26 protein-coding genes are annotated in these 26,126 nt (G+C 63.4%); 11 read left to right on the top strand and 15 right to left on the bottom strand.

Annotated features, from left to right (window positions below):
• Nucleotides 1-52 precede the first annotated feature (52 nt).
• Nucleotides 53-607 carry a cysteine hydrolase family protein gene (locus tag ACKJSM_RS09065; RefSeq protein WP_236180145.1) on the bottom strand — a complete coding sequence of 185 codons (555 nt, stop codon included), beginning with the start codon at nt 605-607 and terminating at the stop codon, nt 53-55.
• Between the two features lie 100 nt (nt 608-707).
• Between ACKJSM_RS09065 and ACKJSM_RS09070 the strand changes: the two genes are divergently transcribed.
• The 3 genes from ACKJSM_RS09070 to ACKJSM_RS09080 all read left to right on the top strand — a co-directional run bounded on the left by ACKJSM_RS09070 (nt 708) and on the right by ACKJSM_RS09080 (nt 3,736).
• A complete protein-coding gene (locus tag ACKJSM_RS09070) occupies nt 708-1,703 on the top strand; it encodes a GlxA family transcriptional regulator (RefSeq protein WP_410237250.1) in 996 nt (331 codons plus the stop codon).
• A gap of 178 nt (nt 1,704-1,881) precedes the next feature.
• Nucleotides 1,882-2,988 (top strand): DUF3182 family protein, encoded by a 1,107-nt coding sequence (locus ACKJSM_RS09075; protein ID WP_410237251.1) that lies wholly within the window; start codon nt 1,882-1,884, stop codon nt 2,986-2,988.
• Nucleotides 2,978-3,736 carry an alpha/beta hydrolase family protein gene (locus tag ACKJSM_RS09080; RefSeq protein WP_236180150.1) on the top strand — a complete coding sequence of 253 codons (759 nt, stop codon included), beginning with the start codon at nt 2,978-2,980 and terminating at the stop codon, nt 3,734-3,736. Before ACKJSM_RS09075 ends, ACKJSM_RS09080 begins: the two co-directional genes overlap by 11 nt.
• On the opposite strand, the gene ACKJSM_RS09085 is transcribed toward ACKJSM_RS09080, so the two are convergent.
• The 5 genes from ACKJSM_RS09085 to ACKJSM_RS09105 form a co-directional block, all read right to left on the bottom strand.
• Nucleotides 3,737-4,726, bottom strand: coding sequence for a lysylphosphatidylglycerol synthase domain-containing protein (locus ACKJSM_RS09085; RefSeq protein WP_410237252.1), 990 nt, complete (start codon nt 4,724-4,726; stop codon nt 3,737-3,739).
• A complete protein-coding gene (gene clsB / locus ACKJSM_RS09090) occupies nt 4,723-6,009 on the bottom strand; it encodes a cardiolipin synthase ClsB (protein WP_410237253.1) in 1,287 nt (428 codons plus the stop codon). The genes ACKJSM_RS09085 and clsB overlap by 4 nt, the downstream gene beginning before the upstream one ends.
• A complete protein-coding gene (locus ACKJSM_RS09095) occupies nt 6,006-6,803 on the bottom strand; it encodes an endonuclease/exonuclease/phosphatase family protein (RefSeq protein WP_410237254.1) in 798 nt (265 codons plus the stop codon). The genes clsB and ACKJSM_RS09095 overlap by 4 nt, the downstream gene beginning before the upstream one ends.
• Entirely contained in the window at nt 6,800-7,726 is a 927-nt protein-coding gene (locus tag ACKJSM_RS09100; protein ID WP_410237255.1) for a DUF72 domain-containing protein, read from the bottom strand. The genes ACKJSM_RS09095 and ACKJSM_RS09100 overlap by 4 nt, the downstream gene beginning before the upstream one ends.
• Before the next feature lie 103 nt (nt 7,727-7,829).
• On the bottom strand, nt 7,830-9,041 hold the full coding sequence (locus tag ACKJSM_RS09105) for an MFS transporter (protein WP_410237256.1): 1,212 nt from the start codon (nt 9,039-9,041) through the stop codon (nt 7,830-7,832).
• Between the two features lie 248 nt (nt 9,042-9,289).
• Here ACKJSM_RS09105 and ACKJSM_RS09110 point away from each other — a divergent pair, with 248 nt between their 5' ends.
• Complete coding sequence (locus ACKJSM_RS09110) at nt 9,290-9,553, top strand: hypothetical protein (protein WP_410237370.1); 264 nt, start codon at nt 9,290-9,292, stop codon at nt 9,551-9,553.
• Nucleotides 9,554-9,605: 52 nt separating this feature from the next.
• On the opposite strand, the gene ACKJSM_RS09115 is transcribed toward ACKJSM_RS09110, so the two are convergent.
• Entirely contained in the window at nt 9,606-13,901 is a 4,296-nt protein-coding gene (locus tag ACKJSM_RS09115; protein WP_410237257.1) for a DEAD/DEAH box helicase, read from the bottom strand.
• Nucleotides 13,902-14,079: 178 nt separating this feature from the next.
• Between ACKJSM_RS09115 and ACKJSM_RS09120 the strand changes: the two genes are divergently transcribed.
• Together ACKJSM_RS09120 and ACKJSM_RS09125 are read left to right on the top strand one after the other, a co-directional pair.
• Complete coding sequence (locus tag ACKJSM_RS09120; RefSeq protein ID WP_236180164.1) at nt 14,080-14,964, top strand: sugar nucleotide-binding protein; 885 nt, start codon at nt 14,080-14,082, stop codon at nt 14,962-14,964.
• Nucleotides 14,957-15,886, top strand: a complete 930-nt coding sequence (locus ACKJSM_RS09125) for an NAD-dependent epimerase/dehydratase family protein (RefSeq protein WP_236180166.1) — start codon at nt 14,957-14,959, stop codon at nt 15,884-15,886. The genes ACKJSM_RS09120 and ACKJSM_RS09125 overlap by 8 nt, the downstream gene beginning before the upstream one ends.
• A gap of 178 nt (nt 15,887-16,064) precedes the next feature.
• Here ACKJSM_RS09125 and ACKJSM_RS09130 read toward each other — a convergent pair whose 3' ends face one another.
• The 5 genes from ACKJSM_RS09130 to ACKJSM_RS09150 form a co-directional block, all read right to left on the bottom strand.
• On the bottom strand, nt 16,065-16,763 hold the full coding sequence (locus tag ACKJSM_RS09130; RefSeq protein ID WP_074691639.1) for an OmpW/AlkL family protein: 699 nt from the start codon (nt 16,761-16,763) through the stop codon (nt 16,065-16,067).
• A 177-nt stretch (nt 16,764-16,940) separates the two neighbouring features.
• A complete protein-coding gene (locus tag ACKJSM_RS09135; RefSeq protein WP_236180171.1) occupies nt 16,941-17,459 on the bottom strand; it encodes a DUF3299 domain-containing protein in 519 nt (172 codons plus the stop codon).
• An 11-nt stretch (nt 17,460-17,470) separates the two neighbouring features.
• Nucleotides 17,471-18,736: an ABC transporter permease gene (locus ACKJSM_RS09140; protein WP_039771938.1), complete on the bottom strand. Its 1,266-nt coding sequence runs from the start codon at nt 18,734-18,736 to the stop codon at nt 17,471-17,473.
• A gap of 1 nt (nt 18,737) precedes the next feature.
• The gene (locus ACKJSM_RS09145; protein ID WP_410237258.1) at nt 18,738-19,448 is read right to left on the bottom strand and encodes an ABC transporter ATP-binding protein; all 711 of its coding nucleotides are present in this window, start codon (nt 19,446-19,448) and stop codon (nt 18,738-18,740) included.
• Between the two features lie 14 nt (nt 19,449-19,462).
• Complete coding sequence (locus tag ACKJSM_RS09150; protein WP_410237259.1) at nt 19,463-20,056, bottom strand: DUF2796 domain-containing protein; 594 nt, start codon at nt 20,054-20,056, stop codon at nt 19,463-19,465.
• Nucleotides 20,057-20,191: 135 nt separating this feature from the next.
• Between ACKJSM_RS09150 and ACKJSM_RS09155 the strand changes: the two genes are divergently transcribed.
• The gene (locus ACKJSM_RS09155; protein WP_236180180.1) at nt 20,192-20,548 is read left to right on the top strand and encodes a hypothetical protein; all 357 of its coding nucleotides are present in this window, start codon (nt 20,192-20,194) and stop codon (nt 20,546-20,548) included.
• Nucleotides 20,549-20,552: 4 nt separating this feature from the next.
• Here the strand turns inward: ACKJSM_RS09155 and trxA are convergent, their stop codons facing one another.
• Genes trxA through ACKJSM_RS09170 form a run of 3 tightly spaced genes read right to left on the bottom strand, consistent with a single transcriptional unit; the run spans nt 20,553 to nt 22,582 of the window.
• On the bottom strand, nt 20,553-21,425 hold the full coding sequence (trxA, locus tag ACKJSM_RS09160; RefSeq protein ID WP_236180182.1) for a thioredoxin: 873 nt from the start codon (nt 21,423-21,425) through the stop codon (nt 20,553-20,555).
• A gap of 39 nt (nt 21,426-21,464) precedes the next feature.
• Entirely contained in the window at nt 21,465-22,121 is a 657-nt protein-coding gene (locus ACKJSM_RS09165; protein ID WP_236180184.1) for a class I SAM-dependent methyltransferase, read from the bottom strand.
• Nucleotides 22,118-22,582, bottom strand: coding sequence for a YbaY family lipoprotein (locus ACKJSM_RS09170; protein ID WP_011336139.1), 465 nt, complete (start codon nt 22,580-22,582; stop codon nt 22,118-22,120). Before ACKJSM_RS09170 ends, ACKJSM_RS09165 begins: the two co-directional genes overlap by 4 nt.
• 128 nt (nt 22,583-22,710) lie before the next feature.
• On the opposite strand from ACKJSM_RS09170, the gene nrdR reads away from it, so the two are divergent.
• From nrdR to ribBA, 4 genes are read left to right on the top strand one after another with little or no spacing between them, the layout of a single operon-like run.
• Nucleotides 22,711-23,175 (top strand): transcriptional regulator NrdR, encoded by a 465-nt coding sequence (gene nrdR, locus ACKJSM_RS09175; RefSeq protein ID WP_003228656.1) that lies wholly within the window; start codon nt 22,711-22,713, stop codon nt 23,173-23,175.
• Entirely contained in the window at nt 23,172-24,305 is a 1,134-nt protein-coding gene (ribD, locus tag ACKJSM_RS09180; protein ID WP_410237260.1) for a bifunctional diaminohydroxyphosphoribosylaminopyrimidine deaminase/5-amino-6-(5-phosphoribosylamino)uracil reductase RibD, read from the top strand. The genes nrdR and ribD overlap by 4 nt, the downstream gene beginning before the upstream one ends.
• Before the next feature lie 47 nt (nt 24,306-24,352).
• A complete protein-coding gene (locus ACKJSM_RS09185; protein WP_007955571.1) occupies nt 24,353-25,015 on the top strand; it encodes a riboflavin synthase in 663 nt (220 codons plus the stop codon).
• A gap of 16 nt (nt 25,016-25,031) precedes the next feature.
• Nucleotides 25,032-26,123 (top strand): bifunctional 3,4-dihydroxy-2-butanone-4-phosphate synthase/GTP cyclohydrolase II, encoded by a 1,092-nt coding sequence (ribBA, locus tag ACKJSM_RS09190; RefSeq protein WP_039771922.1) that lies wholly within the window; start codon nt 25,032-25,034, stop codon nt 26,121-26,123.
• Nucleotides 26,124-26,126: the final 3 nt, after the last annotated feature.

Consider the following 26,126-nt stretch of genomic DNA (forward strand, 5'->3'; position numbering starts at 1 on the left):
ACCCATGAAAAAACGCCCGCAACGAGGCGGGCGCAGGCTTTGTCACTTGTACTTAGCGGATGGCGGAGAGGAACTCATCGGTGGATACCACGCTGGCGTAGGCAAAACCCAGTGCTGACATGAACGCCGCATGCACGTGGGCGGCGGGCACGGTCAGGCCGTTGAATTCCAGGTCGCGGGTGGCGCAGGCATCGTGGATGACCGTGACGGTGTAACCCAGATCGGCCGCCGCACGGGTGATGCCGTCGACGCACATGTGGCTCATGCTGCCGACCACCACCAGCTCCTTGATGCCTTGTTCGTCGAGGATTGATTGCAGTTCGGTTTCGCGGAACGAGTTGACGAAGTGCTTGAGCACCACCGGCTCGTCTGCACGGTTGAGTACTTTCGGATGCAGTTTCGCGCCTTCGGAGCCCGGGGTGAAAAACGGTGCCTCGGGCGAGGTGAATTCGTGGCGGATGTGCACCACCGAATCGCCGGCCTCGCGGAATGCCGCAATCAGCCGGGCAGCGTTGTCCGCGGCGGCGTCGGCCCCCGCCAGCGGCCACTTGCCTTGGGGGAAGTAGTCGTTCTGGATATCGACTACGATGAGCGCTTGCCTGGCCATGGGTGTGTCCTCGAAGTATGGGTGGGTGTGGGTTCAGTATTGGCGCTGGCCACGTCTTCGAGGATTGGCCGCACCGACAATACACAGGGGAAAACTGACAATGGACGCGAAACCGGCGGTCGTCGAACTGGGGGTGCTGATCTATCCCGGCGCGCAGATGGCGGCGGTGCATGGCCTGACCGACCTGTTCGGGGTCGCCAACCGGATCGCCGCCGAACACCAGGCCACGCAATTGCCACTGCTGCGGATCAGCCATTGGCAGGTCGATGGAGATCGGCCACCGGTACGTGTCCATGACACTCATCCAGCTGCCGACAACGGTTTGCTGGCGGTGTTGATCCCGCCATCCATTGCCGGTTTTTCCGCGGCACAGATGCCGGCCGGGCTGCTGCCCTGGCTGCGTGAACAACATGCTCGTGGCGCGACACTTGGCGGGGTCTGTGTCGGCTCGTGGCTGCTGGCGGAGAGCGGGTTGCTCGATGGTCGCAGTGCTACCACGCACTGGACTTCGGCCAAGGCCTTCGCTGAGTGTTACCCGAAGATCAGGCTCAAGGCCGACACGCCGATTGTCGACGACGGTGACCTGATAACGACGGCGGGGCTGATGGCCTGGTCAGAGCTTGGTTTGCGTCTGGTGGACCGATTGCTCGGGCCGAGCATCGCCAGCAGCACCGCGCGGTTTCTGGTGGTGGAACACAGCGACAGCGCCAGTGCCTGCGGAAGCAATTTTGCGCCAATCCTCAATCATGGCGACGGCGCTATTCTCAAGGTTCAACACTGGCTGCAAGGCAATGGCGCGACGGATGTCTCACTGACGGCGATGGCAGAACGCGCGGGGCTCGAGGAACGTACCTTCCTGCGCCGCTTCCGTGCGGCGACCGGCCTGAAACCCACCGAATACTGCCAGCACTTGCGGGTCGGCAAGGCGCGGGAAATGCTCGAGTTCACCAATGGCACCATCGATTTCATCGCGTGGACGGTGGGCTATCAGGATCCGGGAGCGTTTCGCGCCATCTTCAGGAAAATCACCGGGCTGGCGCCGAGTGAATACCGGACGCGATTCGGCGTGAGTCCGCCGACGGCCGTGGTGAAGTAAAACGCACCCGTCGTGCAGAATACCGGAGTCATCGAGCCGGTCGTGCAGATTGAAACAGGCGCGGTGCCAGTACGGTTTTTACAAGTGGCTGATTTTCACCACGTTTCAGGCAAACCCCGGTTGGCCTGATCTCTGCACCCTCTGACCTACATTCAACCCGCCGTTGGAAGGGGGGCGCATGACCCCGAAACCCCGCAGGAAACTGGTCGTCGCCCATTCGGTCCGGCCCGGCGCGCCACAGCATGAAGTGCAGACCAACAAGGCCCTCGCGCGATGGCTGGCGCAGATCCTTGGCCTCAAGTTCGGCGGCAGTTACGACGCTGAAAAACATCGCGGCCGGGATATTTATCTGTTGCCGACCCAGACCCTCGTCGGCGCCGCGGCCCGTGAGTTGGGCGTGAGCGGCCCGGACGATTTATGGGGCGGCTTCGTCGAGCACGATTTCATCTGCACCAAAGCCATCAGCCACGGTTTGCGCAGCCATCAGGCCCAAGCGCCGCAAGGCTGGTCGCCCTTGTTTTCCGAGCGGGTGCGCACCGTGGTGCTGGACGGGCTCAGCGTCTTTGCGCTGGAGGATGCGCGGGCCGCTGCCGAACATCTGTTGTACAGCGGACCGATCCGGATCAAGCCGATCCATGCCTGTGCCGGGCGCGGTCAGGAAGTGATCAAGAGCCTCGATGCATTCGACGAAATCCTCGCCCGACCCGAAGCCGGAAAACTGTTCAGCGAGGGTGTGGTGCTGGAGCAGGATTTGAGTGGGGTGGTCACCCACAGCGTCGGTCAGTCATTCATCGGCGACCGGGTGCTGAGTTACTGCGGTGATCAATACTTGACCCAAGACACCCACGGCGAAGCGGTGTATGGCGGTTCGAACCTGCTGGTGGTGCAGGGCGGTTACGAGGATCTGCTGGCGCTGGATCTGCCCGACGACGTGCGTCTGGCCATCCAGCAGGCGCAGGTGTTCGACCGGGCGGCGGACGAAGCCTATCCGCGCTTCTATGCCTCGCGGCGCAATTACGACATCGCCCAGGGCCTGGACAGCGAAGGCCGGCCGCGCAGTGGCGTGCTCGAACAGTCCTGGCGAATGGGCGGCGCCAGCAGCGCGGAAGTCGCGGCGCTGCAAAGCTTCGTCAACGACCCCTCGATGCACGCGATCCGCGTGTCGTCGGTGGAAACCTATAGCGATCAGGCGCTGTCGGCGGATGCCATCGAGGTGTATCGCGGGCCTGCCGAAAACAGCGACTTTCTTCTCAAATACGTAACGGTCAAATCCTATGACGGCTAGAAGCGAAAGCATTCAAATCGACATTGATGATGAACAGATGAGCGGGACCTTCCTCAGTCCCAAATCGAAAGTCCCCGGCGTGTTGTTCGTGCACGGCTGGGGTGGCAGTCAGGAGCGGGATCTGGAGCGGGCCAAAGGCATCGCGGGTCTGGGCTGTGTCTGTCTGACGTTCGACCTGCGCGGGCACACCGGCGGTACCGGCATCCCGCTGAGCCGGGTCACCCGCGAAGACAATCTGCGCGATTTGCTGGCAGCCTACGACCGGCTGCTCGCCCACCCGGCGCTGGACACCTCGGCGATTGCGGTGGTGGGCACCAGTTATGGCGGTTACCTCGCCTCGATCCTGACTTCGCTGCGCCCGGTGCGCTGGCTGGCGCTGCGGGTGCCGGCGCTGTACCGCGACGAGCAATGGCACACGCCCAAGCGCGACCTGGACAAGGCTGACCTGCGGGATTATCGCGGCACGCGGGTGCGCGCCGACAGCAACCGCGCCTTGCACGCCTGTTCGAAATTCACCGGCGATGTGCTGCTGGTGCAGTCGGAAACCGATGAATACGTACCCCACGCGACCATCATGAGTTACCGCGCCGCGTGCCAGCAGACCCATTCGCTGACCCACCGTATCATCGACGGCGCCGACCATGCCCTGAGCGATCCGACTTCGCAGCAGGCCTACACCTCGATCCTGGTCGACTGGATCACCGAGATGGTGGTGGGCGAGCGGTTGAGCATCATTCAGTCGCGCTGATCACGACGTGGGTTTCTTCTCGATCCGCAACGCCTTGGCCTTGGCTTCCACCACCAGGTACATCAGCACGGTGATCAGCAGCGGCAGCAGAAAATAGATCGCCCGATACGCCAGCAATCCTGCCACCAGACTGCCGCGCGAAGCCTCGTGTTGCAGCAGCGCCACAAACACCGCTTCCAGCACGCCCAGCCCGGCGGGAATGTGGGTGATGACCCCGGCAATCGCGCTGATCAGCAGAACCCCGAGCACCAGCGGATAGTCGAGCTTGTTCGGCAGCAAGGTGAATATCACCGCCGCCATCAGCGACCAGTTCAATGCCCCCAGCAGCAATTGCAGGACCGCCATGCGCAGCGACGGCAGGTTGATTTCCACCCCGCGAATCGACCACTCGCGACGCCGGGAAAACTGGCAGGCGACCAGATAACCGACACTGACCAACAGCAGCAACACGCCAATGCCCTGCAACGCGCCGCTGCTGATTTTCCAGCCCGGTGGCATGCTCACCAGCCCGCTGGCGAACACCACGCCGGCGATGGTCATGTAGCCGAACCAGTTGGTCGCCAGGCTCAGACCGAGGATCTTGGCGATGTTGCTTTTGCTCACCCCGAGCCGCGAATACAACCGATAACGCATGGCGATCCCGCCGACCCATGCACTGAGGTTGAGGTTGAATGCATAACTGATGACGCCCACCGGCAGGATCTGTTTCCAGGTCAGGTCCTGGCGGATGTAGGTGCGGCCGATCAAATCGAAACTGGCGTACACCAGAAAGCTCAGCAAGGTCAGGCTGGAGGCGATGATCAGCGTGCGCACCTTGAAGTCGGCAAGGGTTTGCAACACCTCGGCCCATTCGATGCGGCTGGCGAACATCGTCAGCAGGACGATCAGCGCCAGAAAAAACAGCAGGGTCAGCGGACGTTTCCAGCGACTCCAGCGGGACTTGCTCGCCGGTGCCGGATGCACCGCTGCGTGGGCTTCGGAATGGCTCATGAAGGATCGCTCCCGGCGGCTGGGGTAAAGGGTTTGAGCCGTGGCTTGTGCGCCGGCAGCCAGCCGGCCATGGCTGGAAAGTGCCGCAAGAAGTGAAACACCAGAAAACCCACGGTCATGTGCCAGATCCGCCCGCGTGGCGATTTCGCGGCGTCCATCGCCTTGCAGTGGTTGTGGCTGAGGTCTTCGAGGCGCTCGAACAAGTGGCGATTGAAAGCGCGGTCGCGGATCAGCACGTTGGCCTCCAGGTTCAGCGACAGGCTCAGCGGGTCGAGATTGCTCGAGCCGACGGTGCTCCATTCCTCGTCCACCAGCGCCACTTTGCCGTGCAGCGGCCGTTCGCAATACTCGTGGATCTGCACCCCGGCCTTGAGCAGGTAGTCGTAGGTCATGCGCGCGGCGAGTTTGGCCACCAGCATGTCCGGCTGGCCCTGCAGGATCAGCCGCACCTCGACCCCGCGCCGGGCGGCGTTGCGGATCTCGCGCAGCAGGCGATAGCCAGGAAAGAAGTAGGCGTTGGCGATCACCACCCGCCGTTGAGCGCGGCGCAGCACCTGCAGATAGACGTCTTCGATATCGGTGTGGTGGCGGTCGTTGTCGCGGAACACCAGGCGCACCTGACCGTCGTGATCTTCGAACGCCATCTCGGCACGCCGCTGTCGACGGCGTTGCCACCAGAACCTTGCGCGTCCCGGACGGCCGCTTTGCAGCAGGGCGAAATGATGGATGTCGGCCACCGCCGGGCCCTGAATTTCCACCGAGTAATCCTGCTTCGCTTCGGGGCCGAAATCGGCCAGGTGATCGCCGGAAAAGTTGATGCCGCCGATGAACGCAACCAGCCCGTCGACCACCACAATCTTGCGATGCAAGCGCCGGAACCAGTTGGTGCGAATGCCCAGATGCCTGGGGGCCGGATCGAACATCTGCAGGTGCACGCCGGCATCGCTCAGCGCGGTCAGATAACCGGTGCTCAGTTCGCCGCAACCGAAGCCGTCGAGGCTGACGGTGGTGCGCACGCCACGGCGGGCGGCATCGATCAGAATTTCCTGCAACTCTTTCCCGACCTTGTCTTCGAAGACGATGAACGTCTCCAGCAGGATTTCGCTTTTCGCTGCGCGCATCGCTTCGAACACCCGGGGGAAATACTCCTCGCCGTTTTCCAGCAACTCGACGCGGTTGTTGCCTTGCCAGCGATACTCGACATCGACGGTGCCGGGCTCGCGCACGGGCGGGGTGATGCTGACGGGCTCCACGGCGGTTTTCTCCAGCGGTGCACTGCTCATAGTTCAATCTCCACCGATAGCGGTGCGTGGTCGGAAAGGTGTGACCAGGGGCGGTTCGCCAGCACTTTGGGCTGGCTGGCTTTGAGGTTGCGTACGTAGATCCGGTCCAGGCGCAGCAACGGCAGACGTGCGGGAAAACTGCGCGCTGCCCGGCCGTGATGCGCAGCGAACACCTCACGCAGACCACAGGGTTCAAGCAAGGCATCGGCGCGCTGGCGCCAGTCGTTGAAATCGCCGGCGACGATCACTGGCGCATCATCAGGCAGTTCGGCCAGACGTTCTCGCAGCAGGCGCAGTTGGTCGTTGCGATGGCTTTCGCGCAGGCCCAGGTGGACGCAGATCGCGTGCACTTCACGGTCGTCTCCCGGCAGGCGCAGCACGCAGTGCAACAGCCCGCGGTTTTCGTGGCCGCTGATCGAAACGTCGAGATTGTCATGACGCACGATCTGGAATTTCGACAGCACCGCATTGCCGTGATCGCCCTCCGGGTACACCGCGTTGCGCCCGTAGGCGAACTGCGGCCAGAGACTGTCGGCGAGAAATTCGTACTGCGGCATCGTCGGCCAATTGTTGTAGCGCTTGGGATGATGTTCGTGGGTGCCGTGGACTTCCTGAAGAAACACCACATCGGCGGACACGCTGCGCACCGCTTCGCGCAGTTCCGGCAGGATGAAACGCCGGTTCAGTGCGGTGAAGCCCTTGTGGGTGTTGACCGTCAGCACGGTGAAACGGCGCAGCGTGGTGACCACTGTGGTCTGCTCGTCGGTGAAGCCGAGCGGCTCGGGGATGCTCATGCGAGTACTCCTTCGGCGGCCGGTTCACCGGGCACGGTTTCGAGGTTTTTATCCAGATCGAAACGCTGCAACAGGCTGCGGGCATCGAAAGGCGCGCGCACTTTGATGTCGTTGTCGAAGTAACAGAAAATCTCGCGGGATTTACGGGCCCGAGGCTTCAGGCGCGGCGCGATCAAATGGGCGTCGCCCGGTTGCCGGCCATGGTGCCAGGCATCAATCCGTTCGGCCCAGCGTTGCAGCGCGGCCCGGGTGTAGCCGCTGGCGTAAAGTTCTTCGGCACCGTGCAGGCGCAGATAGACGAAGTCGCTGGTCAGGTCTTCGCGGTACGGCCATTTCCCGGCGGTGTCGGCGATCACCAGCGCGGTGTTGTAGCGTTTGAGCAGGCGCACGAAATCAGGGTCGATGAAACTGTCGTGGCGGATTTCCACGGCATGGCGCAGCGGTTTTTTACCGTAGGCCTTCAGGCTCGCGTGGCCGGGCAAGTGTGAGTCGTGCTGATGGGCGAGGGCGGCAGCGGCCTGCGTGTCGCGGGGTAGCTGGTCGAGAAAGGCTTCGAAACGCTCGGGGTCGAACGTGAAATTGGGCGGGAATTGCCAGAGAACCGGGCCGAGTTTTTCCTTCAGTTCCAATACCCCGGAGGCGAAGAAATTGGCCAGGGGTTTCTCGATCTCGCGCAGACGACGGATGTGGGTGATGAAGCGCGGCGCCTTGATGCTGAACACGAAATCATCCGGCGTTTCGGCGTACCACCGGGCATAACGTTCAGGCCGCTGCAGGGCGTAGAACGATCCGTTGATTTCGATGCTGTTGACCGCCCGTGAGGCGAATTGCAATTCGCGTTTGTGCGCCAGCCCCTTCGGGTAAAAGTCCCCGCGCCACGGGGCGTAACGCCAGCCTGAAATGCCGATATGAATCGTTGCCATGCCGCCCTCCCGTCGAAAGTCCCCATTCGGCCTCTGTCTGTGGATGACTGCGGACGATTGGGGAAAGTTTCGCCGGGATTACGGACGGTCAGGCTGTGAAGGTTCAGTGGCCGGTGATGACCCGGGCCGAGCCGTCGGCGGGTTCGGCATACACCGGGCCCAGCCGGTCGAGGCGTCCGCTCCAGGCGGTCAGGGCCAGCGCCACCAGCACCACCAGGCCGCCGAGCCATGCGGTATGGATCAGGCCGATGTGCTCGACGATCAAGCCGCCCCCCCACGCACCGCCGGCAATCCCGAGGTTGAATGCGGCAATGTTCAGGCCCGAGGCCACGTCCACGGCGTGCGGTGTGTGATGTTCAGCCTGACGCACCACATACACCTGCAAGCCCGGCACGTTGCCGAACGCGACTGCGCCCCAGACCAGCACGGTGGCCAGTGCCAGCCACGGGTTGCCGGCGGTGAAAGTGAGTACGAACAGCACGGCGGCGAGCAGGGCGAAGATGATTTTCAGCGCGCTGATCGGCCCGCGCTTGTCCGCCAGCTTGCCGCCCCAGAGGTTGCCGACGGCGACCGACACGCCGTACACCAGCAGCACCAGGCTGACAGTGCTGGCGCTGAAGCCGGAGATGTCCTGAAGGATCGGCGCCAGGAACGTGAAAGCGATGAACGAGCCGCCGTAGCCAATGGCGGTCATGGCATACACCAGCAACAGGCGCGGTTGCTTGAGCACCTGCAATTGCTGCAACAGCGAGGCTGGTTTGCTGTGGGCAATGTTGTTCGGCACATACAGCAGGCTGCCGATGAACGCGATCACGCCGAGTGCCGACACGGCGAGGAAGGTTTCACGCCAGCCGAAATGCTGACCGATGAACGTGCCCAGCGGCACGCCGGTGACCAGCGCCACGGTCAGGCCGGTGAACATGATCGCAATCGCACTGGCGGCTTTTTCCTTGGGCACCAGGCTGGTGGCAATGGTCGAGCCGATGGAGAAGAACACGCCGTGGGCCAGACCGGTGACGATCCGCGCCAGCACCAGCGATTCATAACTCGGTGCCAGCCAGGCCAGCAGGTTGCCGAGGGTGAACAGCACCATCAGCGACAGCAGCAACAGTTTGCGCGGGACCTTGCCGGTGAGTGCGGTCAGCACCGGCGCACCGATGGCTACGCCGAGGGCATACAGACTGACCAGCAGACCGGCGGACGGCAGGCTGACGCCGAGATCGGCGCCGATGGTGGGAAGCAGGCCGACGATGACGAACTCGGTCGTCCCGATGGCGAAAGCGCTGAGGGTCAGCGCGAGCAGGGCAATGGGCATGACAGCACTCCGGTGGGGGATTGAATGGAGCGCAGTGTCGGGGTTTGGTGGGGGTGGAAAAATACACGGAGGGGCATTTGATATTTGCGTACCGCGCAAATATCCCCCCTAAGGTGATCGTTCCCATGCTCTGCGTGGGAACGATCAAGGAGGGGAGTGGAGCGTGGGAGCGATCAACCGCAAAAGCCGAACTTGCCCGCGATTTACCGATCAGTTCCTTACAGGTTCAACCAAGGGATTTCTGCGTTTTGACCAGGTTCAGGATCGCGATTCTATTGGGGGCATTGCTGTTGTTCGGCGGTCATGCCGTGCAAGCCGCCAGCCTGCCGCTGTTCCTGATCGGTTTTCTCGCCGCATTGAGTGACGCCCTGACCAGCCCGCAGATCGCCCGGCAACTGGGCGGCAACATCACCAGCAGCATCGCGGTGCTCAAGGTCTGCTGGCAGCAGGTTTTGTTGCCCGAGCGCCAGGAAGAGGAGGGCACGGCAACGCAGGCATTGCGAATTGAATAGTCGATTTTGTGGTGGTAATGCAGGCCCCCATCGCGGGCAAGCCCGGTTTACATCAATGCCGAATCAGCTTGCTGCGAACCTGCTCCATGGAAACCTGATCCAGCTCCACCCAGAATTGCTGTTTGCCGGCGACCTCGGCAGCGACCGGCAAGCCGTCGCGATACACCAGCCGATTGCTCGCCAGCGCCGGCACTTTTGCCCCTGGCAACAAGGTCCCCGCGAGGTTCAGCGGGTCGACGCCGCACACCGCGATCAGGCTGCCATCATGGGGGCGACGGCGGACTTCGCGCAGCAGCGGAATTGCCTCGGGCAGGGCGAATTGCTCGCCCGCCAGACCACTGACAAAGCGCCCGCCGCGAATCTCGCCCCGTGCTTCCAGCCGATGGAACGTGCGCAGCAACTCGCGCCAGCTCGGCAGCCAGTCGGCTTCGCGTTCCAGCAGGCGCCAGAACACCACGCCATAGCGGCGCAACAAGGTCATGGCGATGTGTTCGAGGGTTTCGGGCGAGGCCATTTGACGGTTTTCCACCACCGGCCCGCGACGCAGTAACGCCCAGCGCCCGGCATCGTCCATGCCTGCGACAAATGCCCCGCGTCCGCGTCGACTGCTGCGCTGCTGGCGCTTGCTCGCCGGGGTGATCAGCGCGCGCAGTCCGGCAAAGCTGTCGGCATTCACCAACCCGGCGCCGACCAGTTCCTGCAAGGCGATTTCCAGCTCGGTGCGCAGCAGGTGTGCTTCATGAATCAGCTCATCGAAAAACAATGCACCGTGCTGGCTCAGCGTGTCGAAAACCTTGCGGGTTTTGGGCGACAGGTCATTGACCGACGTCTGCTCGGCCAGCGCGCTCCACAAGCCGACCTGAGTGCGCGGCAGCAACACGATCGGTGTGCTGCGCAATGCCGTGCCGCCGATGTTTTGCCGGGCGCTGAGGCGCGTCCATACCAGTTTGCCGCTGCGGCACAGGTCATCCAGCCAGCTCGGTGAATAATCCTTGAGCCGCGCGGGAAGAATGTCGCTGTCCCATGCCGAAGCGGCAGCCGGATAGCCTTCGAACTGAGCGACAATCGCCGATAACGCGGCGCTGCCCTGACCACGGTTGGAAGGGGACACGTGCTGCCAGTCGAACAGAAACCGCATGAAATCCTGCAACGCCACCGGCTCGATTTCCCGGCGCAGACGCTTGAGCGTGTAGCGGTGAATTCGCGCCAGCAGATGGCGTTCACACCATTGCTCAACGGTCGATCCCGGCGTGAACTGACCCCGCAGTACATAACCCTCGCGCTCCAGATGAGCGAGGGCTTGATGGACAGCGGTCGGCATCAGGGCCAGCGGTTCGGCAATCGCCGCCAGCGGTAGCGGGCCGAATGCGCCGAGTCGCGCGCGGATCACCTCAATCAGTGCGTCATCGGCCGTCCATGCTTCGTCGAACCCGGGCAACGGGGGCAGTACCGAATGCGCCTGTGGATAAAGCGCTTGCAGACAGTTCAGGCGTTCTCTTGCCAGCCACAGTGAATGCTCGGGATCGATCTGCAATCGGCAGGCTCGCCCGGTTTCGGCCAAGGCACCCAGCCACTCGCGCCAATGCGGATTGGCCTCGACTTCGCCGTCGTTGATGCAGGCCAGGCTCATCAGCGCTTCGTGCATTTCGTCGGCGCTGTTCGGCGTCGGCCAGGCTTCTTCGCGCACGGCGTCGATCGCATCGGCGTCCAGCGCGCCGAGGTCGTCGGTGGATTGCGGATCGCTCCAGCGGCGGTTGAGCACGGCCTGGGTGCGACGCTCTTCCAGCGGCGCATCGTCGAGAAAGGTGTAAGGGCGGGCGCTGAGGATTTCCGCCGCCAGCGGCGAGGGCGCCGGCAGGTCGCGGGCGATCAGGCGCACTTCGCCGCGCTCCATGCGCCGCAGCAGTTCGAGCCAGCCTTCGCTGTCCATCGCTTCGTGCAGGCAATCGTCGAGGGTCTGCTCCACCAGCGGATGCTCGGGAATTTCCCGTTCGCCGGCGAGGTTTTCCAGGCAGGCGATCTGATCGGGAAACACACTGGCGATCAGGTCTTCGCTTTTCATCCGCTGCAATTGCGGCGCGACCTTGCGCCCGCCGCTGTAGCGCGGCAGGGCCAGCGCCACGCCGGCATTCCAGCGCCAGCGCACACCGAACAGCGGCGCATCCAGCACCGCTTGAATCAGGATGTGCTCGGCGCTGTTGCTGTGCAGGTAACGCCAGACCTCGTCGAGTTCGAAACTGTGGCTGGTGGACAGCGACAGCACGATCGCGTCTTCGCTGGCGGCGGCCTGCAATTCGAAGTTGAAGGTGCGGCAGAACCGCTTGCGCAGGGCCAGGCCCCAGGCGCGGTTGATGCGACTGCCGAACGGCGAATGAATAATCAGTTGGGTACCGCCGGACGCGTCGAAAAACCGCTCCATCAGCAGCGTGTCCCGGGATGGCAAGGCACCGAGGGCGAGGCGGGCGCGGGCCAGGTAATCCACCAGTTGCTCGGCGCTGGCCAGGTTCAGGCCGAGGGTATCGGTCAGCCAGGCAAGGGCCGGTTGCAGGTTGCCGGGGCTGGCGCTGAGCCGTTGATCCAGCTGCGCGTGCAGGCGCGCCACGGCCGCCGACAGTTCGTCGCTGCGCCCCGGTGCCTCGCCGAGCCAGAACGGAATGGTCGGCGGCTGGCCTTGAGCGTCCTCGACCCGCACCTTGCCGGTGTCCACCCGCAGGATGCGATAGGAGGCGTTGCCGAGTTGGAACACATCGCCAGCGATGCTTTCCACAGCGAAATCTTCGTTGACGCTGCCGATGTTCAGGCCCTGGGGTTCGAGCAATACGCTGTAGTCGGCGTTGTCGGGGATGGTGCCGCCGCTGGTGACTGCCGTCAGCCTTGCACCGCGTCGTCCGCGCAGGGTTCGGCTGACGGCGTCGCGGTGCAGATAAGCGCTGCGGATGCCCTGACGGCCGTTGTAGCCCTCGGCGAGCATGCTCAGCAGCGCCTGATAATGTTGTTCGTCGAGGCGGGCGTAGGGCTCGGCCCGGCGCAGCAGCGCGAGCAAATCGTCTTCGGCCCATTCCTGGCAACTGACCTCGGCGATGATCTGCTGCGCCAGCACATCCAGCGGCGCTTCGGGGATGTGCAGGGTATCGAGTTCACCCCGGCGCACGCAGTCGAGCAGGGCGGCGCACTCGATCAAATCGTCGCGGGTGGTGGCGAACAGGCGTCCCTTGGGCGTGCCACCGACCTGGTGTCCGGAACGGCCGACCCGTTGCAGAAAACCGGCAATCGAACGCGGCGAAGCGATCTGACAGACGAGGTCGACTTCGCCGATATCGATGCCCAGCTCCAGCGAGGCGGTGGCGATCAGCACTTGCAGCTCGCCGCGCTTGAGCCGTTGTTCGGCGTCGAGACGAAACTCTTTGGCCAGACTGCCGTGGTGCGCCGCCACCGCGTGTTTGCCGAGGCGTTCGCTGAGGTGTCGGCTCAAGCGTTCGGCCAGACGTCGGGTGTTGACGAAAATCAGCGTGGTGCGGTGTTCACGAGCCAGTGTGGCGAGGCGGTCATAAACCAGTTCCCAGACGTCATTGGCCATCACGGCCGACAACGGCACCGGCGGCACTTCGATGTCCAGATCCCGTGGGCGCGCGTGGCCGATGTCGATGATGTCGCACGGGCGCTCATGACCCACCAGAAACCGCGCGACCGCCTCGATCGGTTTTTGCGTGGCCGACAGGCCGATGCGCGTCAGTGGTTCAGGACACAGTGCTTGCAAACGTTCGAGACTCAGTGCCAGGTGACTGCCGCGTTTGCCGGCGGCGATGGCGTGGATCTCGTCGACGATCACCGTGCGTGTGGTGCCGAGCATTTTGCGGCCGGACTCGGAGCCGAGCAGCACGTAGAGCGACTCCGGGGTGGTCACCAGAATGTGCGGCGCGCTCTTGCGCATGGCGGCGCGGTCTTTCTGCGGGGTGTCGCCGGTGCGCACGGCGGTGGTGATTTCCAGCGCCGGCAGATCCATTTGGCGCAACTGGTCGGTAATTCCGGCCAGCGGGTTCTGCAGGTTGATGCGGATGTCGTTGGACAGCGCCTTGAGCGGCGAAATGTAGACCACCAGCGTCTCGTCCGGCAGGCCATCCGGGGTTTCCAGGCCACGGTGGACCAGCTCGTCGAGCACGGCGAGGAACGCGGTAAGGGTCTTGCCGGAACCGGTGGGCGCGGCGATCAGCGTCGAGCGGCGCTGGCGGATCAACGGCCATGCGCGGGCCTGGGCGGCCGTCACCGTCGGGAAGGTACTGCTGAACCAGGCGCTGACGGCGGGGTGAAAGCCTGCCAGGGCCGCGTCCTTGGGGAGGGGCAGATTCATGGCTTCAGTTATGCGGGTGCGCAGGCGAAGTTGCAAGTACCGCTCGGGATCTACACTTTACGGGTGACGGTTGCGCACTAAACCCGCAAAATGCAACGATTCCGGCAATTATCGACGGCGGTGCCACAAGCATCGTCGCCAAAGCCATCGTTCCAATCAGACTGGGCCTGCTGACTCTATGCGAATGCGCCTTATGTTACTGGGCGGCGGAAATGCCCTTGGGCAGGCGCTGATTCGCCTCGGGGCAGAGGAAGACATCGGTTTCCTCGCCCCCCGCCCGCCCGAAGACGGCTGGGATGCCGCGAGCCTGACCCAATTGCTCGACGACACCCGTCCCGATGCATTGATCAACCTTGCCTACTATTTCGACTGGTTCCAGGCCGAGGCCGTCAGCGAAAGCCGTCTGGCCGGGCAGGAACGCGCGATCGAGCGCCTGGCCGAACTGTGCCAGCACCACAACATCGTGCTGGTGCAGCCGTCCAGTTATCGGGTGTTCGACGGTTCCCGCGCCACCGCCTACAGCGAAAAGGACGAACCGGTGCCGTTGGGGCTGCGCGGTCAAGCCTTGTGGCGGATCGAGCAGAGCGTCCGCGCCACTTGCCCTCAACATGTGCTGCTGCGCTTCGGCTGGCTGCTTGACGACAGCGCGGAAGGCATCCTCGGGCGCTTCCTGGCCCGTGCCGAACAGCCGGAAGAATTGCTGCTGGCCGATGACCGCCGTGGCAATCCGACCCCGGTCGACGATGCGGCACGGGTGATTATTTCGGTGCTCAAACAACTCGATTGCGCCGCGCCGCTGTGGGGCACTTACCACTACGCCGGCCATGAGGCGACTACGCCGCTGGCGCTGGGACAGGCGATTCTTTCGGAAGCGCGCAGCCTGCACCCGCTGGCCATCGAAGCCCCGACCGCCCAGGCCCACGCCGCGCGGCCAGATGCCGCCGAAGAGCCGCAACACGCGGTACTCGCCTGCAAGAAAATTCTGCACACTTTCGGGATCAAGCCGCGCGCCTGGCGTGCCGCGCTCCCGGGCTTACTGGATAGGTTTTATCGTCATGGCTGAAGGCCCTGTTCTCATCACCGGCGGCGCCGGTTTCATCGGCTCGCACCTGACTGACGCGCTGCTTGCCCAGGGCCATTCGGTGCGGATCCTCGATGATCTGTCGACCGGCAAGCGCAGCAACCTGCCGCTGGATAATCCCAAGGTGGAGTTGATCGTCGGCGATGTGGCCGATGCCGCTCTGGTCGCCCGTGCGATGCAAGGTTGCAGCGCGGTCGCGCACCTCGCGGCCGTCGCCTCGGTGCAGGCGTCGGTGGACGATCCGGTGAAAACCCACCAGAGCAATTTCATCGGCACGCTGAACGTCTGCGAAGCCATGCGCGAGGCTGGCGTCAAACGTGTGCTGTACGCCTCCAGCGCAGCGGTCTACGGCAACAATGGCGAAGGCGAGTCGATTGACGAAGACACGCCCAAGGCACCGCTGACGCCTTATGCGTCGGACAAGCTGGCCGGCGAGCAGTACTTCGATTTCTACCGCCGCCAGCACGGTCTGGAACCGGCGATCTTCCGGTTCTTCAACATCTTCGGCCCGCGCCAGGATCCGTCCTCGCCGTATTCCGGGGTGATCAGCATCTTCAGCGAGCGCGCGCAGAAAGGCTTGCCGATCACCGTGTTCGGCGATGGCGAACAGACCCGGGATTTCATGTACGTCGAAGACCTGGTCGATGTGCTGGTGCAGGCGATCGAAAAGCCGCAAGTGGATATCGGTGCAGTGAACGTCGGCTGGAATCAGGCGACCAACCTGAAGCAGATGCTGGCCGCGCTCGAAGCGGTGGTCGGCGAGTTGCCGCCCGTCAGCTACGGCCCGGCGCGCTCCGGTGACATCCGTCATTCGCGGGCGAACAACAGCCGGTTGCTGGCGCGATTCAAGTGCCCGACGCCAACGCCGATGAGCGTCGGCCTGGCCCGATTGCTCGGCCGCTGAGTTTCTCGCAGGCATGAAAAAGGCGCCTTTTGACAGGCGCCTTTTTCACGGCCGGAAATCGGGTTTCAAAAACATTTCCTGCAGCGAGGGAGCTTGCTCCCCGGTCGATGGCGTTACATCGCCGCCAGTTCTGAGCCTGCTCGCCACCCAGCCTCATTCACCACCACGTGAACGTTCTTTAGAACTTGTAGCCTAGACCAACCATGTAGATGAAGGGATCGACGTCCACGTTCACCCGTGCACGGGTGCCCGGAGCCACGGCGTTGTTCTCGACGGTGGCGCGGGTGTCGATGTCGATGTAGCGCACCTGAGCGTTGAGCATGATGTTGTCGGTCAGCATGTAGTCGGCGCCGACCTGCCAGGCCAGGCCCCAGGAGTTTTTCGCCTTGAAGTTGCTGAAGCCGTTGGACTGGGCTTCGCTGCCGACGTGCTCGTCGTAGATCCAGGTGTAGTTGATGCCGCCGCCGATGTACGGCTGGAACGGCGACTTCGCGTCCAGCGGGTAGTAAACGACGCTCAGGGTCGGCGGCAGGTGTTTGAGGGTGCCGAGCTTGCCGTTGGCGGCGGGCAGGGCGGTGCCCTTGAGCTTCACGTCATGCTCGAACGGCGAGGCGGCCAACAGCTCGATACCGATGTTGTTGGTCAGCATGTAGGCGAAGTTCAGACCCAGTTGGGTGTCGCTGCTCATGGTCGCCTTGCCGCCCAGGTTGGTGCCGCTCAGCGGACCCTGATCGACCTTGACGCTGGAGCTGTCGGCCTTCGGGTTGACGGTGATCGCACCGGCACGAACGATGATGTCACCGGCTTCGTGGGCGTGGGCGAGCGGGGCTGCGAGCGCGAGGGCAAACAGCGAGGCGCTGAGCAAGGACTTGTTCATGGAAGCTCCCAAAGGACGTTAAAAATGTTGGATGTCCTATGGTACGAATCCGTCTGATACGGTCTTTTGACTCAGCTCAATGAAACAGTGATGCCCCGGATTTTTGTGGAACTTTCAGGGCCCCATCGCTGGCTTGCCAGCGATGGGGCCCTTACAAGCAGCATGGAACCCGCAGGTTTACTCCGGTAGTTCGTACACATAAATCTTGTCCGCTTCCATCTGATACCCGGCGTCGGCCAGTTCGCTGGTGGACGGCTTGACCTGCAACGGCCCCTCGACCCAGTACGGCTGATACAGCTCGTCGAGCTTCACGCCGAGTTCGCTTTTCACGTGCACGATCTGATTCGACGGCGGTGGCGGCACGTGGATGCAGGCGCCGAAATACGGCACCAGCAGGAAGTCCGTGGTGCGGCCCTCTTCGCTCACCTCCAGCGGCACGATGTAGCCCGGCAGGCGAATGTTCTGGCCGTCGAGGCTTTGCACCACGGGGGCGTTGGGCATGTCCTGTTTGGCCGCCGGCGCGGACTCGGCCGACAGCGCATCGCCCATCTTCGACAGGTCGTGCAGCGGCGTCATGTTCGGTACTTCCGGCGCCGCGTCCGGCGGGATCATTTCCGACCAGGTCAGGTCTTTCGGTGCCGCCGCCCACACGGGCAGGGCGACCAGCAACAGCAGCGCGAGCACGGCGCGGGGCATGGGGAGCATCCTCATAAACGGATCGACAGGCCATCGGCCAGGGATTGGCGATATGCACGCCAGGCCGGCACGCTGCCCATCAGCAGCGCGGCCGCCAGAATGCCACCGAGCAGCGTCCATTCATACTCGCTTGGCCAGGCCAACGGCAGATACAAGCCGTAATTGGCCTGCACATAACCTTGAGCGGCGGCGATGCCGATATACAGCAATGCCAGACCCGCGATCACCCCGGTCAGCGCCAGAGCGAACGCTTCCAGCACCAGCAGGCTCGCGATATGCCACGGCCGCGCGCCCACCGAACGCAGGATCGCCATCTCGCGGCGACGTTCGTTGAGACTGGTGAGGATTGCCGTGAGCATGCCGATCAAACCGGTCAGCACCACAAACAGCGAGACCACGAACAGCGCTTTTTCGGCGGTGCTCATCAGGCTCCACAATTCCTGCAAGGCCACGCCCGGCAGAATCGCCAGCATCGGCTCGCCACGGAATTCGTTGATCTCCCGTTGCAGGGCGAAGGTCGAGATCTTGCTGTTGAGGCCGAGCATGAACGCGGTGATGGCTTGCGGTGTCAGGTCCATGTTGCGTGCCTGATCGGCGCTGATTCGCCCGTTGCCCCGGGCCGGCACGCCGTTGTGCCAGTCGATGTGGATCGCCTCCATGCCGCCGAGGCTGATGTGCAACGTGCGGTCCACCGGGGTGCCGGTGCGCTTGAGAATGCCGACCACGGTGAATGGCTTGTCATCGTGCTTGACCAGACTGATCGCCGCCACGCCGTGGGCCAGCACCAGTTTGTCACCGAGTTTGTAGTGCAGTGCTTCGGCCACTTCGGCGCCGAGCACCACTTCGAACGGATCGGTGGCGAAGGCCCGGCCATCCGCCAGTTGCAGATGCTGCTGGCGACCGTACTGGTAATGCTCGAAATAGGCTTCGGTGGTACCCATCACCCGGTAGCCACGATGGGAATCGCCGAGGGACATCGGGATCGCCCACTTCACTTTCGGGTTGCTGGCGAAGTGTTCGAAGCTGTCCCAGCGGATGTTGTTGGTGGCGTTGCCGATGCGAAATACCGAGTACAGCAACAGGTTTACCGAGCCCGAACGGGCGCCGACGATCAGGTCGGTGCCGCTGATGGTGCTGGCGAAACTGGCCTTGGCTTCGGTGCGCACCCGCTCCACGGCCAGCAGCAGGCAGACGGAGAGGGCAATGGCGAAAGCGGTGAGCAGGGCGGTGAAGCGACGGTTGGCGAGGCTGGCCATGGCCAGACGGAACAGATACATCTCAGACCTCGGCAGACGTGGCGGCGCGATTGAGTTCGGCCAGGGACAGATGACGATCGAACAGCGGCGCCAGGCTTTGGTCGTGGCTGACGAACAACAGACTCGAACCGGCTTCACGGCATTCGGCGAACAACAGGCGAATGAAGTTTTCCCGGGCGTCGTAATCCAGCGCCGAGGTCGGTTCGTCGGCGATCACCAGTTCCGGTTGCCCGATCAAGGCGCGGGCAGCGGCGACCCGTTGTTGCTGACCGATCGACAGCGAATCGGCGCGGCGACTCAGGAGGCTTTCGTCCTTCAAACCCAGGTGGGCGAGCAGGGTGGCGGCGGCCTGATCGACGCTGCCGTGGCGCTGTTTCGCACGCTCGGCCCGCAGCGTCGAAAAGTGGCACGGCAGCTCGACGTTCTCGCGCACTGAGAGAAACGGCAGCAGGTTGAACTGCTGGAAAATGTAGCCGGTGTGATCGACGCGAAAGCGATCACGGGCGCCGGCACCCAGTTCGGTCAGTTCCTGGCCGAGCAGGCGAATGCTGCCGCGACCGGGTTTCTGCACCCCGCCCAGCAGGCCGAGCAGGGTGGTCTTGCCGCTGCCGCTGGGGCCCTTGAGGAACAGGGTTTCGCCGGCTTCCAGACGAAACGCCGGGATGTCCAGCAGCGGCGGGTGACCGGGCCAGTTGAAGCCCAGGTCGGACAGTTCGATGAGTGCTTGGGTCATGGCGCCGTTTCGTGTCAGAACTTCAGGGCGGCGGCCTTGGCCGTCACTTCCGTGCCTTGCTGGCCGCTCGGGCCGATCAGTTGTACCTGAATTTTCTGGGTGGCCGGGAAGGTCGTGAACAGGTTCGCCAGGTCCAGGGTTTTCAACGCACCCGGCGCCGCACAGCTGAACTGGTAGTGGGCGTGGATTTCACTGTGGTCGTGATGATGCTCGTGACCGTCCTTGCCGGCTTCCTCTTCGTCGTGGTCGTCGGCATCCGGTTTGTCACCGAACAGCGGGCTCTCCAGCTCTTGACGGGTGACTTTGCAACCGGCGGTGGCCGGCAGGCTGAACAGCGCCAGTGGTTTTTCCAGTTGCGCACGAGCGGCGGCGACCTTGGCCTTGTCGGCATCGCTGGTGGCGACGTGCTCAAAACCCACGAGGTTCATCGCCGGGCTTTCCAGCTCCAGCTCCAGGGTCTGGCCGTCGAGGGCGGCGTTCAGGCGACCGACGCCATGTTCGTGAGCACCGAGGCTACCGTGCTCATGATCGTGATCATGCTCATCGGCAGCATGGGCGATGGCCAGCGGCAACAGGGCAAACGGCAAAGCGAGCAGCAGACGACGCATGACGGTCTCCGGGAAGTAAAGTGAAGAGTTTGTTATGTAATCTTATAACGAAAGTGCGCAGAGTTTGCCCGCCCGCTTGGCGTTACACAAGCCCCATGGGAGCATGCAGGTCAGATAGGTGCGGGAGAACAGCTTATGTTGCGGATACGCGGAACCGTCGGCGACTTGCCGGTGGATTTGACCCTGGAACTGGATGAAAGCGACTGGGCGCGGCTCGGTTCGCAGTTTGGCGCGCAGGTGCAGGCCGCTCAGCCGCCGACAGCAGCGGCGCCAGTGGCGAAACCGGTGAGTCAGGACGATGCGTTGTGGCAGGTCGCCAGGGATCTGCTGCGCAAGGCCGGGCAGCTCAGCGGCCCGGACCTGCTGGATCAGCTCGAAGGGCTGACCGGCAGCGCGGCGGCGGGCAAGCGCTTGCTGGTGCGCCTGCGTCATTCATCCGATGTGAAAGTGGCGAGCGGCGGGGATACGCCGCTCTACAGCTGGATCGAGTAAGCGCTTAGTACAGCGCCGCAAACACCTTGCGCCGGTAAGCGGTCACCAGCGGATGATCGTTGCCCAGCAGTTCGAACACTTGCAGCAAGGTCTTGTGCGGCAGGCCTTCGCCGTAGCTGCGATTGCGGATGAACAGCTTGAGCAGTGCGTCCAGCGCCGCTTCGTATTGCTGACGGGCCAGTTGCTGGATCGCCAGTTGGTACACCGCTTCATCGTCCTGCGGGTTCTGCGCCAGACGGCTTTTCAGGTCAGCGGCGTCCGGCAGGTCACGGGCCAGGCCGAGGAACTTGATCTGCGCCTTGGCGCCGGCCAGCGCGGCTTTGTGTTCGTCGCTCTTGACCGCGTCGAGCACGGTTTGCGCTTCGCCCAGCTCGCCGCGTTCGGTCAAGCAGCGAGCGTAGAGAATCAACGCCTTGGCGTTGGTGTTGTCTTCATTGAGCATCACCGCCAGCGCGGCTTCGGCATCGGCGAAACGACCGTCATCGAACAGCGCCTGGGCTTGCTCGAACGGATCAGCCGCTGCCGGCGGTGGCATTTTTACGTGAGGTTCGAGCAGGGCGCGCACGGCGGATTCCGGTTGCGCACCGGCAAAGCCGTCCACCGGTTGACCGTCCTTGAACAACACCACGGTCGGCAGGCTGCGGATGCCGAAGCGGGCGACGATGTCCTGCTCGATATCGCAATTGACCTTGGCCAGCAGCAGCTCGCCCTGATAGCTCTCGGCGATGCCTTGCAGCATCGGCATCAGCGCCTTGCACGGCGCACACCATTCGGCCCAGAAATCCACCAGCACCGGTTTTTGAAAGGATGCCTCGATTACCGACTGGTCGAAGTCGGCCGTCGTGGCGTCGAAGATGTACGGCGTTTGCTGACTCATGGGGTCTCTCGTAAAAGCGTGAATGGGGCAACTATACGGTCAGGCGCGGGCCGCGTGGTAGAGGCTGACATGGCGAAACTCTTCGGGCTCGGCCAGGTCCGGCAGGGTCATGGCTTCAAGCATTTCGATGCGCCGGTACAACGGATGACGGAAATCCCGGACCCGCGAATCCGCCACCAGCGCTTCGCGACCACGGCTCAGGAAGGCGTCGAGCAGCGGAAGATTTTCCCGGTCGTAGAGAACGTCGGCCACCAGGATCAGATCGAAGCGATCGGCCTCGGCGAAGAAGTCTGTGGAATAACTCATCTGCACATCATTGAGATCGGCGTTCGCCCGACAGGCGGCAATCGCCAGCGGGTCGAGGTCGCAGGCCACCACCTCCAGCGCACCGGCCTTCACCGCCGCGATGCCGGCGATCCCGGAACCGGCGCCGAAATCCAGCACGCGTTTGCCTCGAACCCACTCGGGAAACGCCGCCAGGTAGCGCGCCACCGCCAGACCGCTGGCCCAGCAGAAACTCCAGTACGGCGGTTCATGCAGGATCCGTTGGGTTTCTTCCTGGCTGAATTCGCGCGCCATGTTGTCGCCGTCGATCAGCCACAGCTGCAAATCGGTGTCCGGCAACGCACAGGCTTTCAGTCGGGCGTCGCCGAGCAACTCGCCCAGCGACTGTTGCAGGTCTGACGGTGCATTCATGGGGCTTTGACAAATTGCAGCTGGCCCAACGCCTGGGTGGTTGGCTGAGTGATGGTCTGCGACGGCAGGTGCAGGATCAACTGGCCGGATTGACTGGCGCGGCCGCGCAATTCAACCCGCGCGCCAACCGGGAAGGATTCGGGGTTGAAACGCAGGTGAAACGGCAGAATCTGGTTGTTGCCGATCAGGCTGGAACTGGCGAGCAATTGTTGCGGGCGATCCTTTTCGTCGATCACCAGCAGCGCCAGTTCGACTTCGGCGCCGGCCGGTACGCCTTGCAAGGTGCCGCTCAGTTCGCGTTGATACGCCGGCAGCGGGCCGAGGTCGGCGGCTTCCCGGGCTTTTTTCTGCGCCTGTTGCGGCGCCGGGCCCGGCGTGGGCGGCTGAGGCTTGGGCGCATCGCTGCCGCAGGCCACCAGCAGGCTGAAAACACTGAGCAAAACGAGCGGTCGTAGGGACATTGGTGGCTCCAGCAAAATGAAATCCATGGATCAATCGATCATGGCAGTCTGTATACCGCAAAGCCTATGGCTTGTCTTGCCACCGGGATGCGCTACCATGGCCCTCCCTTTTTTTGTTGCCAGCCACCATGCACTGTCCCTTCTGCGGTGCCAACGACACCAAGGTCATCGACTCGCGTCTGGTCGCCGAGGGCGAACAGGTGCGCCGCCGGCGTGAATGCCTGGCCTGCGGCGAACGTTTCACGACGTTCGAGACGGCCGAACTGGTGTTGCCGCGCCTGATCAAAACCGATGGCAGCCGCCAACCGTTCGACGAAGAAAAACTCCGCGCCGGCATGCAACGCGCCCTGGAGAAACGTCCGGTGAGCGTCGAGCGCCTCGAATCCTCGCTGGTCCATATCAAGCACAAGCTGCGCGCCACCGGCGAGCGCGAGGTCAAGTCCCTCGTGGTCGGCGAACTGGTGATGGCCGAGCTGCAAAAGCTCGATGAAGTCGCCTACATCCGTTTCGCTTCCGTGTACCGCCGTTTTCAGGACCTCAACGAGTTCCGCGAAGAGATCGACCGCCTCGCCCGCGAACCGGTGAAAGAATGACCACCGCCGCCGAGCAGGCCATTCTCGACGCCCACTTCATGGCTCGGGCCCTGGAACTGGCGCGCAAGGGGCATTACACGACCCATCCCAATCCACGGGTCGGCTGCGTGATCGTGCGCGACGGGCAGATTGTTGGCGAAGGCTGGCATGAGCGCGCCGGTGAACCCCACGCCGAAGTCCACGCCCTGCGCGCCGCCGGTGAATTGGCCCGTGGCGCCACGGCTTACGTGACCCTTGAACCTTGCAGCCACCACGGCCGCACTCCGCCGTGCGCCGATGCGCTGGTCAATGCCGGTGTTGGCCGGGTGGTTGCGGCAATGCGTGATCCGAATCCGCAGGTCGCAGGACGCGGTCTGCAGCGTCTGGCCGATGCCGGCATCGCCACCGAAAGCGGTGTGCTGGAGAGCGAAGCACGCCAGCTCAATCAAGGTTTTCTGAAACGCATGGAACACGGCTTGCCGTTCGTGCGGGTCAAGTTGGCCATGAGCCTCGACGGTCGCACGGCGATGGAAAGCGGCGAAAGCCAATGGATCACCGGCCCTGCCGCACGTTCGGCGGTGCAGCGTCTGCGCGCCCAGGCCAGCGTGGTGCTGACTGGCGCCGACACGGTGCTGGCCGATGGTGCACGTCTGACCGTTCGCGGCGATGAGCTGGGGCTGGATGCCGAACAAACCGCACTGGCCCTGAGCCGTCCGCCGCTGCGGGTGTTGATCGACGGACGTCTGCGAGTGCCGCTGGATGCGCCGTTCTTTAAGGCCGGCCCGGCGCTGGTCGCCACCTGCGTGGCCATTGAGGAGCAGTACGCCCACGGCCCGGAATGCGTGATCGTGCCGGGCGATGACGGGCAGGTCGATCTGCATCGATTGCTGATCGAACTGGCCAGTCGAGGCGTCAACGAAGTGCTGGTCGAGGCCGGCCCGCGACTGGCCGGCGCGTTTGCCCAGCTCGGTCTGGTCGACGAGTTCGTGATCTTCATCGCCGGCAAGTTCCTCGGCTCCACGGCGCGTCCGCTTCTGGACTGGCCGCTGGCCTGTATGAAGGATGCGCCGGAGCTGAAAATCACTGAAATTCGCGCGGTTGGCGATGACTGGCGAGTCACTGCCATCCCTGTCCCATCGGCGAGCGTATAATTCCCGGCCATCGCGTTAGCGCTGGCTTCGTTCTCAAGGAGAACCCCATGTTTACCGGCATCATCGAATCCATCGGCAGTATCCGCGCACTGACCCCAAAGGGCGGTGATGTGCGGGTGCATGTCGAAACCGGCAAGCTCGACCTGAGCGACGTCAAACTCGGCGACAGCATCGCGGTCAACGGCGTGTGCCTGACCGCCGTGGAACTGCCGGGCAACGGCTTCGCCGCCGACGTCAGTCGCGAAACCCTCGACTGCACCGCCATGAATGACCTGAAAAGCGGCAGCCCGGTCAACCTGGAAAAAGCCCTGACCCCGACGACCCGTCTCGGCGGCCATCTGGTCAGCGGTCACGTCGACGGTGTCGGCGAAGTGGTCTCGCGCAGCGACAATGCCCGTGCCGTGGAATTTCGCATCCGCGCGCCCAAAGAGCTGGCCAAGTACATCGCCCACAAAGGCTCGATCACCGTCGACGGCACCAGCCTGACCGTGAACGCGGTCGATGGCGCCGAATTCCTGCTGACGATCATTCCGCACACCCTGAGCGAAACCATCATGGCGTCCTACAAACCAGGTCGCCGGGTGAACCTGGAAGTCGATCTGCTGGCGCGTTATCTGGAGCGTCTGCTGTTGGGCGACAAGGCTGCAGAGCCAACGTCCGGGGGCATCACTGAAAGCTTTCTGGCCGCTAACGGCTACCTCAAATCCTGACTGAAGGGGGTGCCTTGTGGCGCTCAATAGCATCGAAGAACTGGTTGAAGACATCCGCCAAGGCAAGATGGTCATCCTCATGGATGACGAAGACCGCGAGAACGAAGGCGACCTGATCATGGCCGCCGAATGCTGCAAGGCCGAGCACATCAACTTCATGGCCAAGTACGCCCGTGGCCTGATCTGCATGCCGATGAGCCGCGAGCGTTGCGAAACCTTGAAGCTGCCGCTGATGGCGCCGCGTAACGGTTCCGGTTTCGGCACCAAGTTCACCGTATCGATTGAAGCGGCTGAAGGCGTGACCACCGGTATTTCTGCCGCCGACCGCGCACGCACTGTGCAAGCGGCCGCCGCGAAAGACGCGAAAGCCGAAGACATCGTCAGCCCGGGCCACATCTTCCCGCTGATGGCCCAGGCCGGTGGCACCCTGGCCCGCGCCGGTCACACCGAAGCCGCCTGCGACCTGGCGCGCATGGCCGGTTTCGAGCCGAGCGGCGTGATCTGCGAAGTGATGAACGACGACGGCACCATGTCCCGTCGCGCCGAGCTGGAAGCCTTCGCCGCCGAGCACAACATCAAGATCGGCACCATCGCCGACCTGATTCACTACCGGATGATCCACGAACGTACCGTTCAGCGGATTGCCGAGCAGCCGCTGGACAGCGAACTGGGCCAATTCAATCTGGTGACCTATCGTGATTCCGTGGAAGGCGACGTGCACATGGCACTGACCCTGGGCACCGTTTGCGCCGAAGAGCCGACCCTGGTTCGGGTGCACAACATGGATCCGCTGCGCGACCTGCTGATGGTCAAGCAACCGGGCCGCTGGAGCCTGCGCGCCGCCATGGCTGCGGTCGCCGAGGCCGGCAGCGGCGTGGTGCTGTTGCTCGGTCACCCGCTCGATGGCGACGTGCTGCTGGCGCACATCCGCGAAACCGGCGATCAGGCAGCGCCGAAAAAACCGACCACCTACAGCATCGTCGGTGCCGGTTCGCAGATCCTGCGTGACCTTGGCGTGCGCAAAATGCGCCTGATGTCGGCCCCGATGAAGTTCAATGCGATATCCGGTTTCGATCTGGAAGTTGTAGAATACGTGCCCTCCGAATAATGA

This window comes from Pseudomonas sp. PHC1, from assembly GCF_046487845.1.
Taxonomy (GTDB): domain Bacteria; phylum Pseudomonadota; class Gammaproteobacteria; order Pseudomonadales; family Pseudomonadaceae; genus Aquipseudomonas; species Aquipseudomonas sputi.

Coding starts and splice junctions, on each gene's coding strand:
- ACKJSM_RS09130 (WP_074691639.1), bottom strand. CDS start 16,763: ATGAACAAGTCCTTGCTCAGCGCCTCGCTGTTTGCCCTCGCGCTCGCA.
- ACKJSM_RS09150 (WP_410237259.1), bottom strand. CDS start 20,056: ATGCGTCGTCTGCTGCTCGCTTTGCCGTTTGCCCTGTTGCCGCTGGCC.
- ACKJSM_RS09140 (WP_039771938.1), bottom strand. CDS start 18,736: ATGTATCTGTTCCGTCTGGCCATGGCCAGCCTCGCCAACCGTCGCTTC.
- ACKJSM_RS09095 (WP_410237254.1), bottom strand. CDS start 6,803: ATGAGCATCCCCGAGCCGCTCGGCTTCACCGACGAGCAGACCACAGTG.
- ACKJSM_RS09065 (WP_236180145.1), bottom strand. CDS start 607: ATGGCCAGGCAAGCGCTCATCGTAGTCGATATCCAGAACGACTACTTC.
- ACKJSM_RS09165 (WP_236180184.1), bottom strand. CDS start 22,121: ATGAATGCACCGTCAGACCTGCAACAGTCGCTGGGCGAGTTGCTCGGC.
- ACKJSM_RS09170 (WP_011336139.1), bottom strand. CDS start 22,582: ATGTCCCTACGACCGCTCGTTTTGCTCAGTGTTTTCAGCCTGCTGGTG.
- clsB (WP_410237253.1), bottom strand. CDS start 6,009: ATGAGCAGTGCACCGCTGGAGAAAACCGCCGTGGAGCCCGTCAGCATC.
- ACKJSM_RS09085 (WP_410237252.1), bottom strand. CDS start 4,726: ATGAGCCATTCCGAAGCCCACGCAGCGGTGCATCCGGCACCGGCGAGC.
- ACKJSM_RS09100 (WP_410237255.1), bottom strand. CDS start 7,726: ATGGCAACGATTCATATCGGCATTTCAGGCTGGCGTTACGCCCCGTGG.
- nrdR (WP_003228656.1), top strand. CDS start 22,711: ATGCACTGTCCCTTCTGCGGTGCCAACGACACCAAGGTCATCGACTCG.
- ACKJSM_RS09125 (WP_236180166.1), top strand. CDS start 14,957: ATGGCTGAAGGCCCTGTTCTCATCACCGGCGGCGCCGGTTTCATCGGC.
- ribD (WP_410237260.1), top strand. CDS start 23,172: ATGACCACCGCCGCCGAGCAGGCCATTCTCGACGCCCACTTCATGGCT.
- ACKJSM_RS09115 (WP_410237257.1), bottom strand. CDS start 13,901: ATGAATCTGCCCCTCCCCAAGGACGCGGCCCTGGCAGGCTTTCACCCC.
- ACKJSM_RS09135 (WP_236180171.1), bottom strand. CDS start 17,459: ATGCCCCGCGCCGTGCTCGCGCTGCTGTTGCTGGTCGCCCTGCCCGTG.
- ACKJSM_RS09145 (WP_410237258.1), bottom strand. CDS start 19,448: ATGACCCAAGCACTCATCGAACTGTCCGACCTGGGCTTCAACTGGCCC.
- ACKJSM_RS09120 (WP_236180164.1), top strand. CDS start 14,080: ATGCGAATGCGCCTTATGTTACTGGGCGGCGGAAATGCCCTTGGGCAG.
- ACKJSM_RS09070 (WP_410237250.1), top strand. CDS start 708: ATGGACGCGAAACCGGCGGTCGTCGAACTGGGGGTGCTGATCTATCCC.
- trxA (WP_236180182.1), bottom strand. CDS start 21,425: ATGAGTCAGCAAACGCCGTACATCTTCGACGCCACGACGGCCGACTTC.
- ACKJSM_RS09155 (WP_236180180.1), top strand. CDS start 20,192: ATGTTGCGGATACGCGGAACCGTCGGCGACTTGCCGGTGGATTTGACC.
- ACKJSM_RS09075 (WP_410237251.1), top strand. CDS start 1,882: ATGACCCCGAAACCCCGCAGGAAACTGGTCGTCGCCCATTCGGTCCGG.
- ACKJSM_RS09105 (WP_410237256.1), bottom strand. CDS start 9,041: ATGCCCATTGCCCTGCTCGCGCTGACCCTCAGCGCTTTCGCCATCGGG.
- ACKJSM_RS09185 (WP_007955571.1), top strand. CDS start 24,353: ATGTTTACCGGCATCATCGAATCCATCGGCAGTATCCGCGCACTGACC.
- ACKJSM_RS09080 (WP_236180150.1), top strand. CDS start 2,978: ATGACGGCTAGAAGCGAAAGCATTCAAATCGACATTGATGATGAACAG.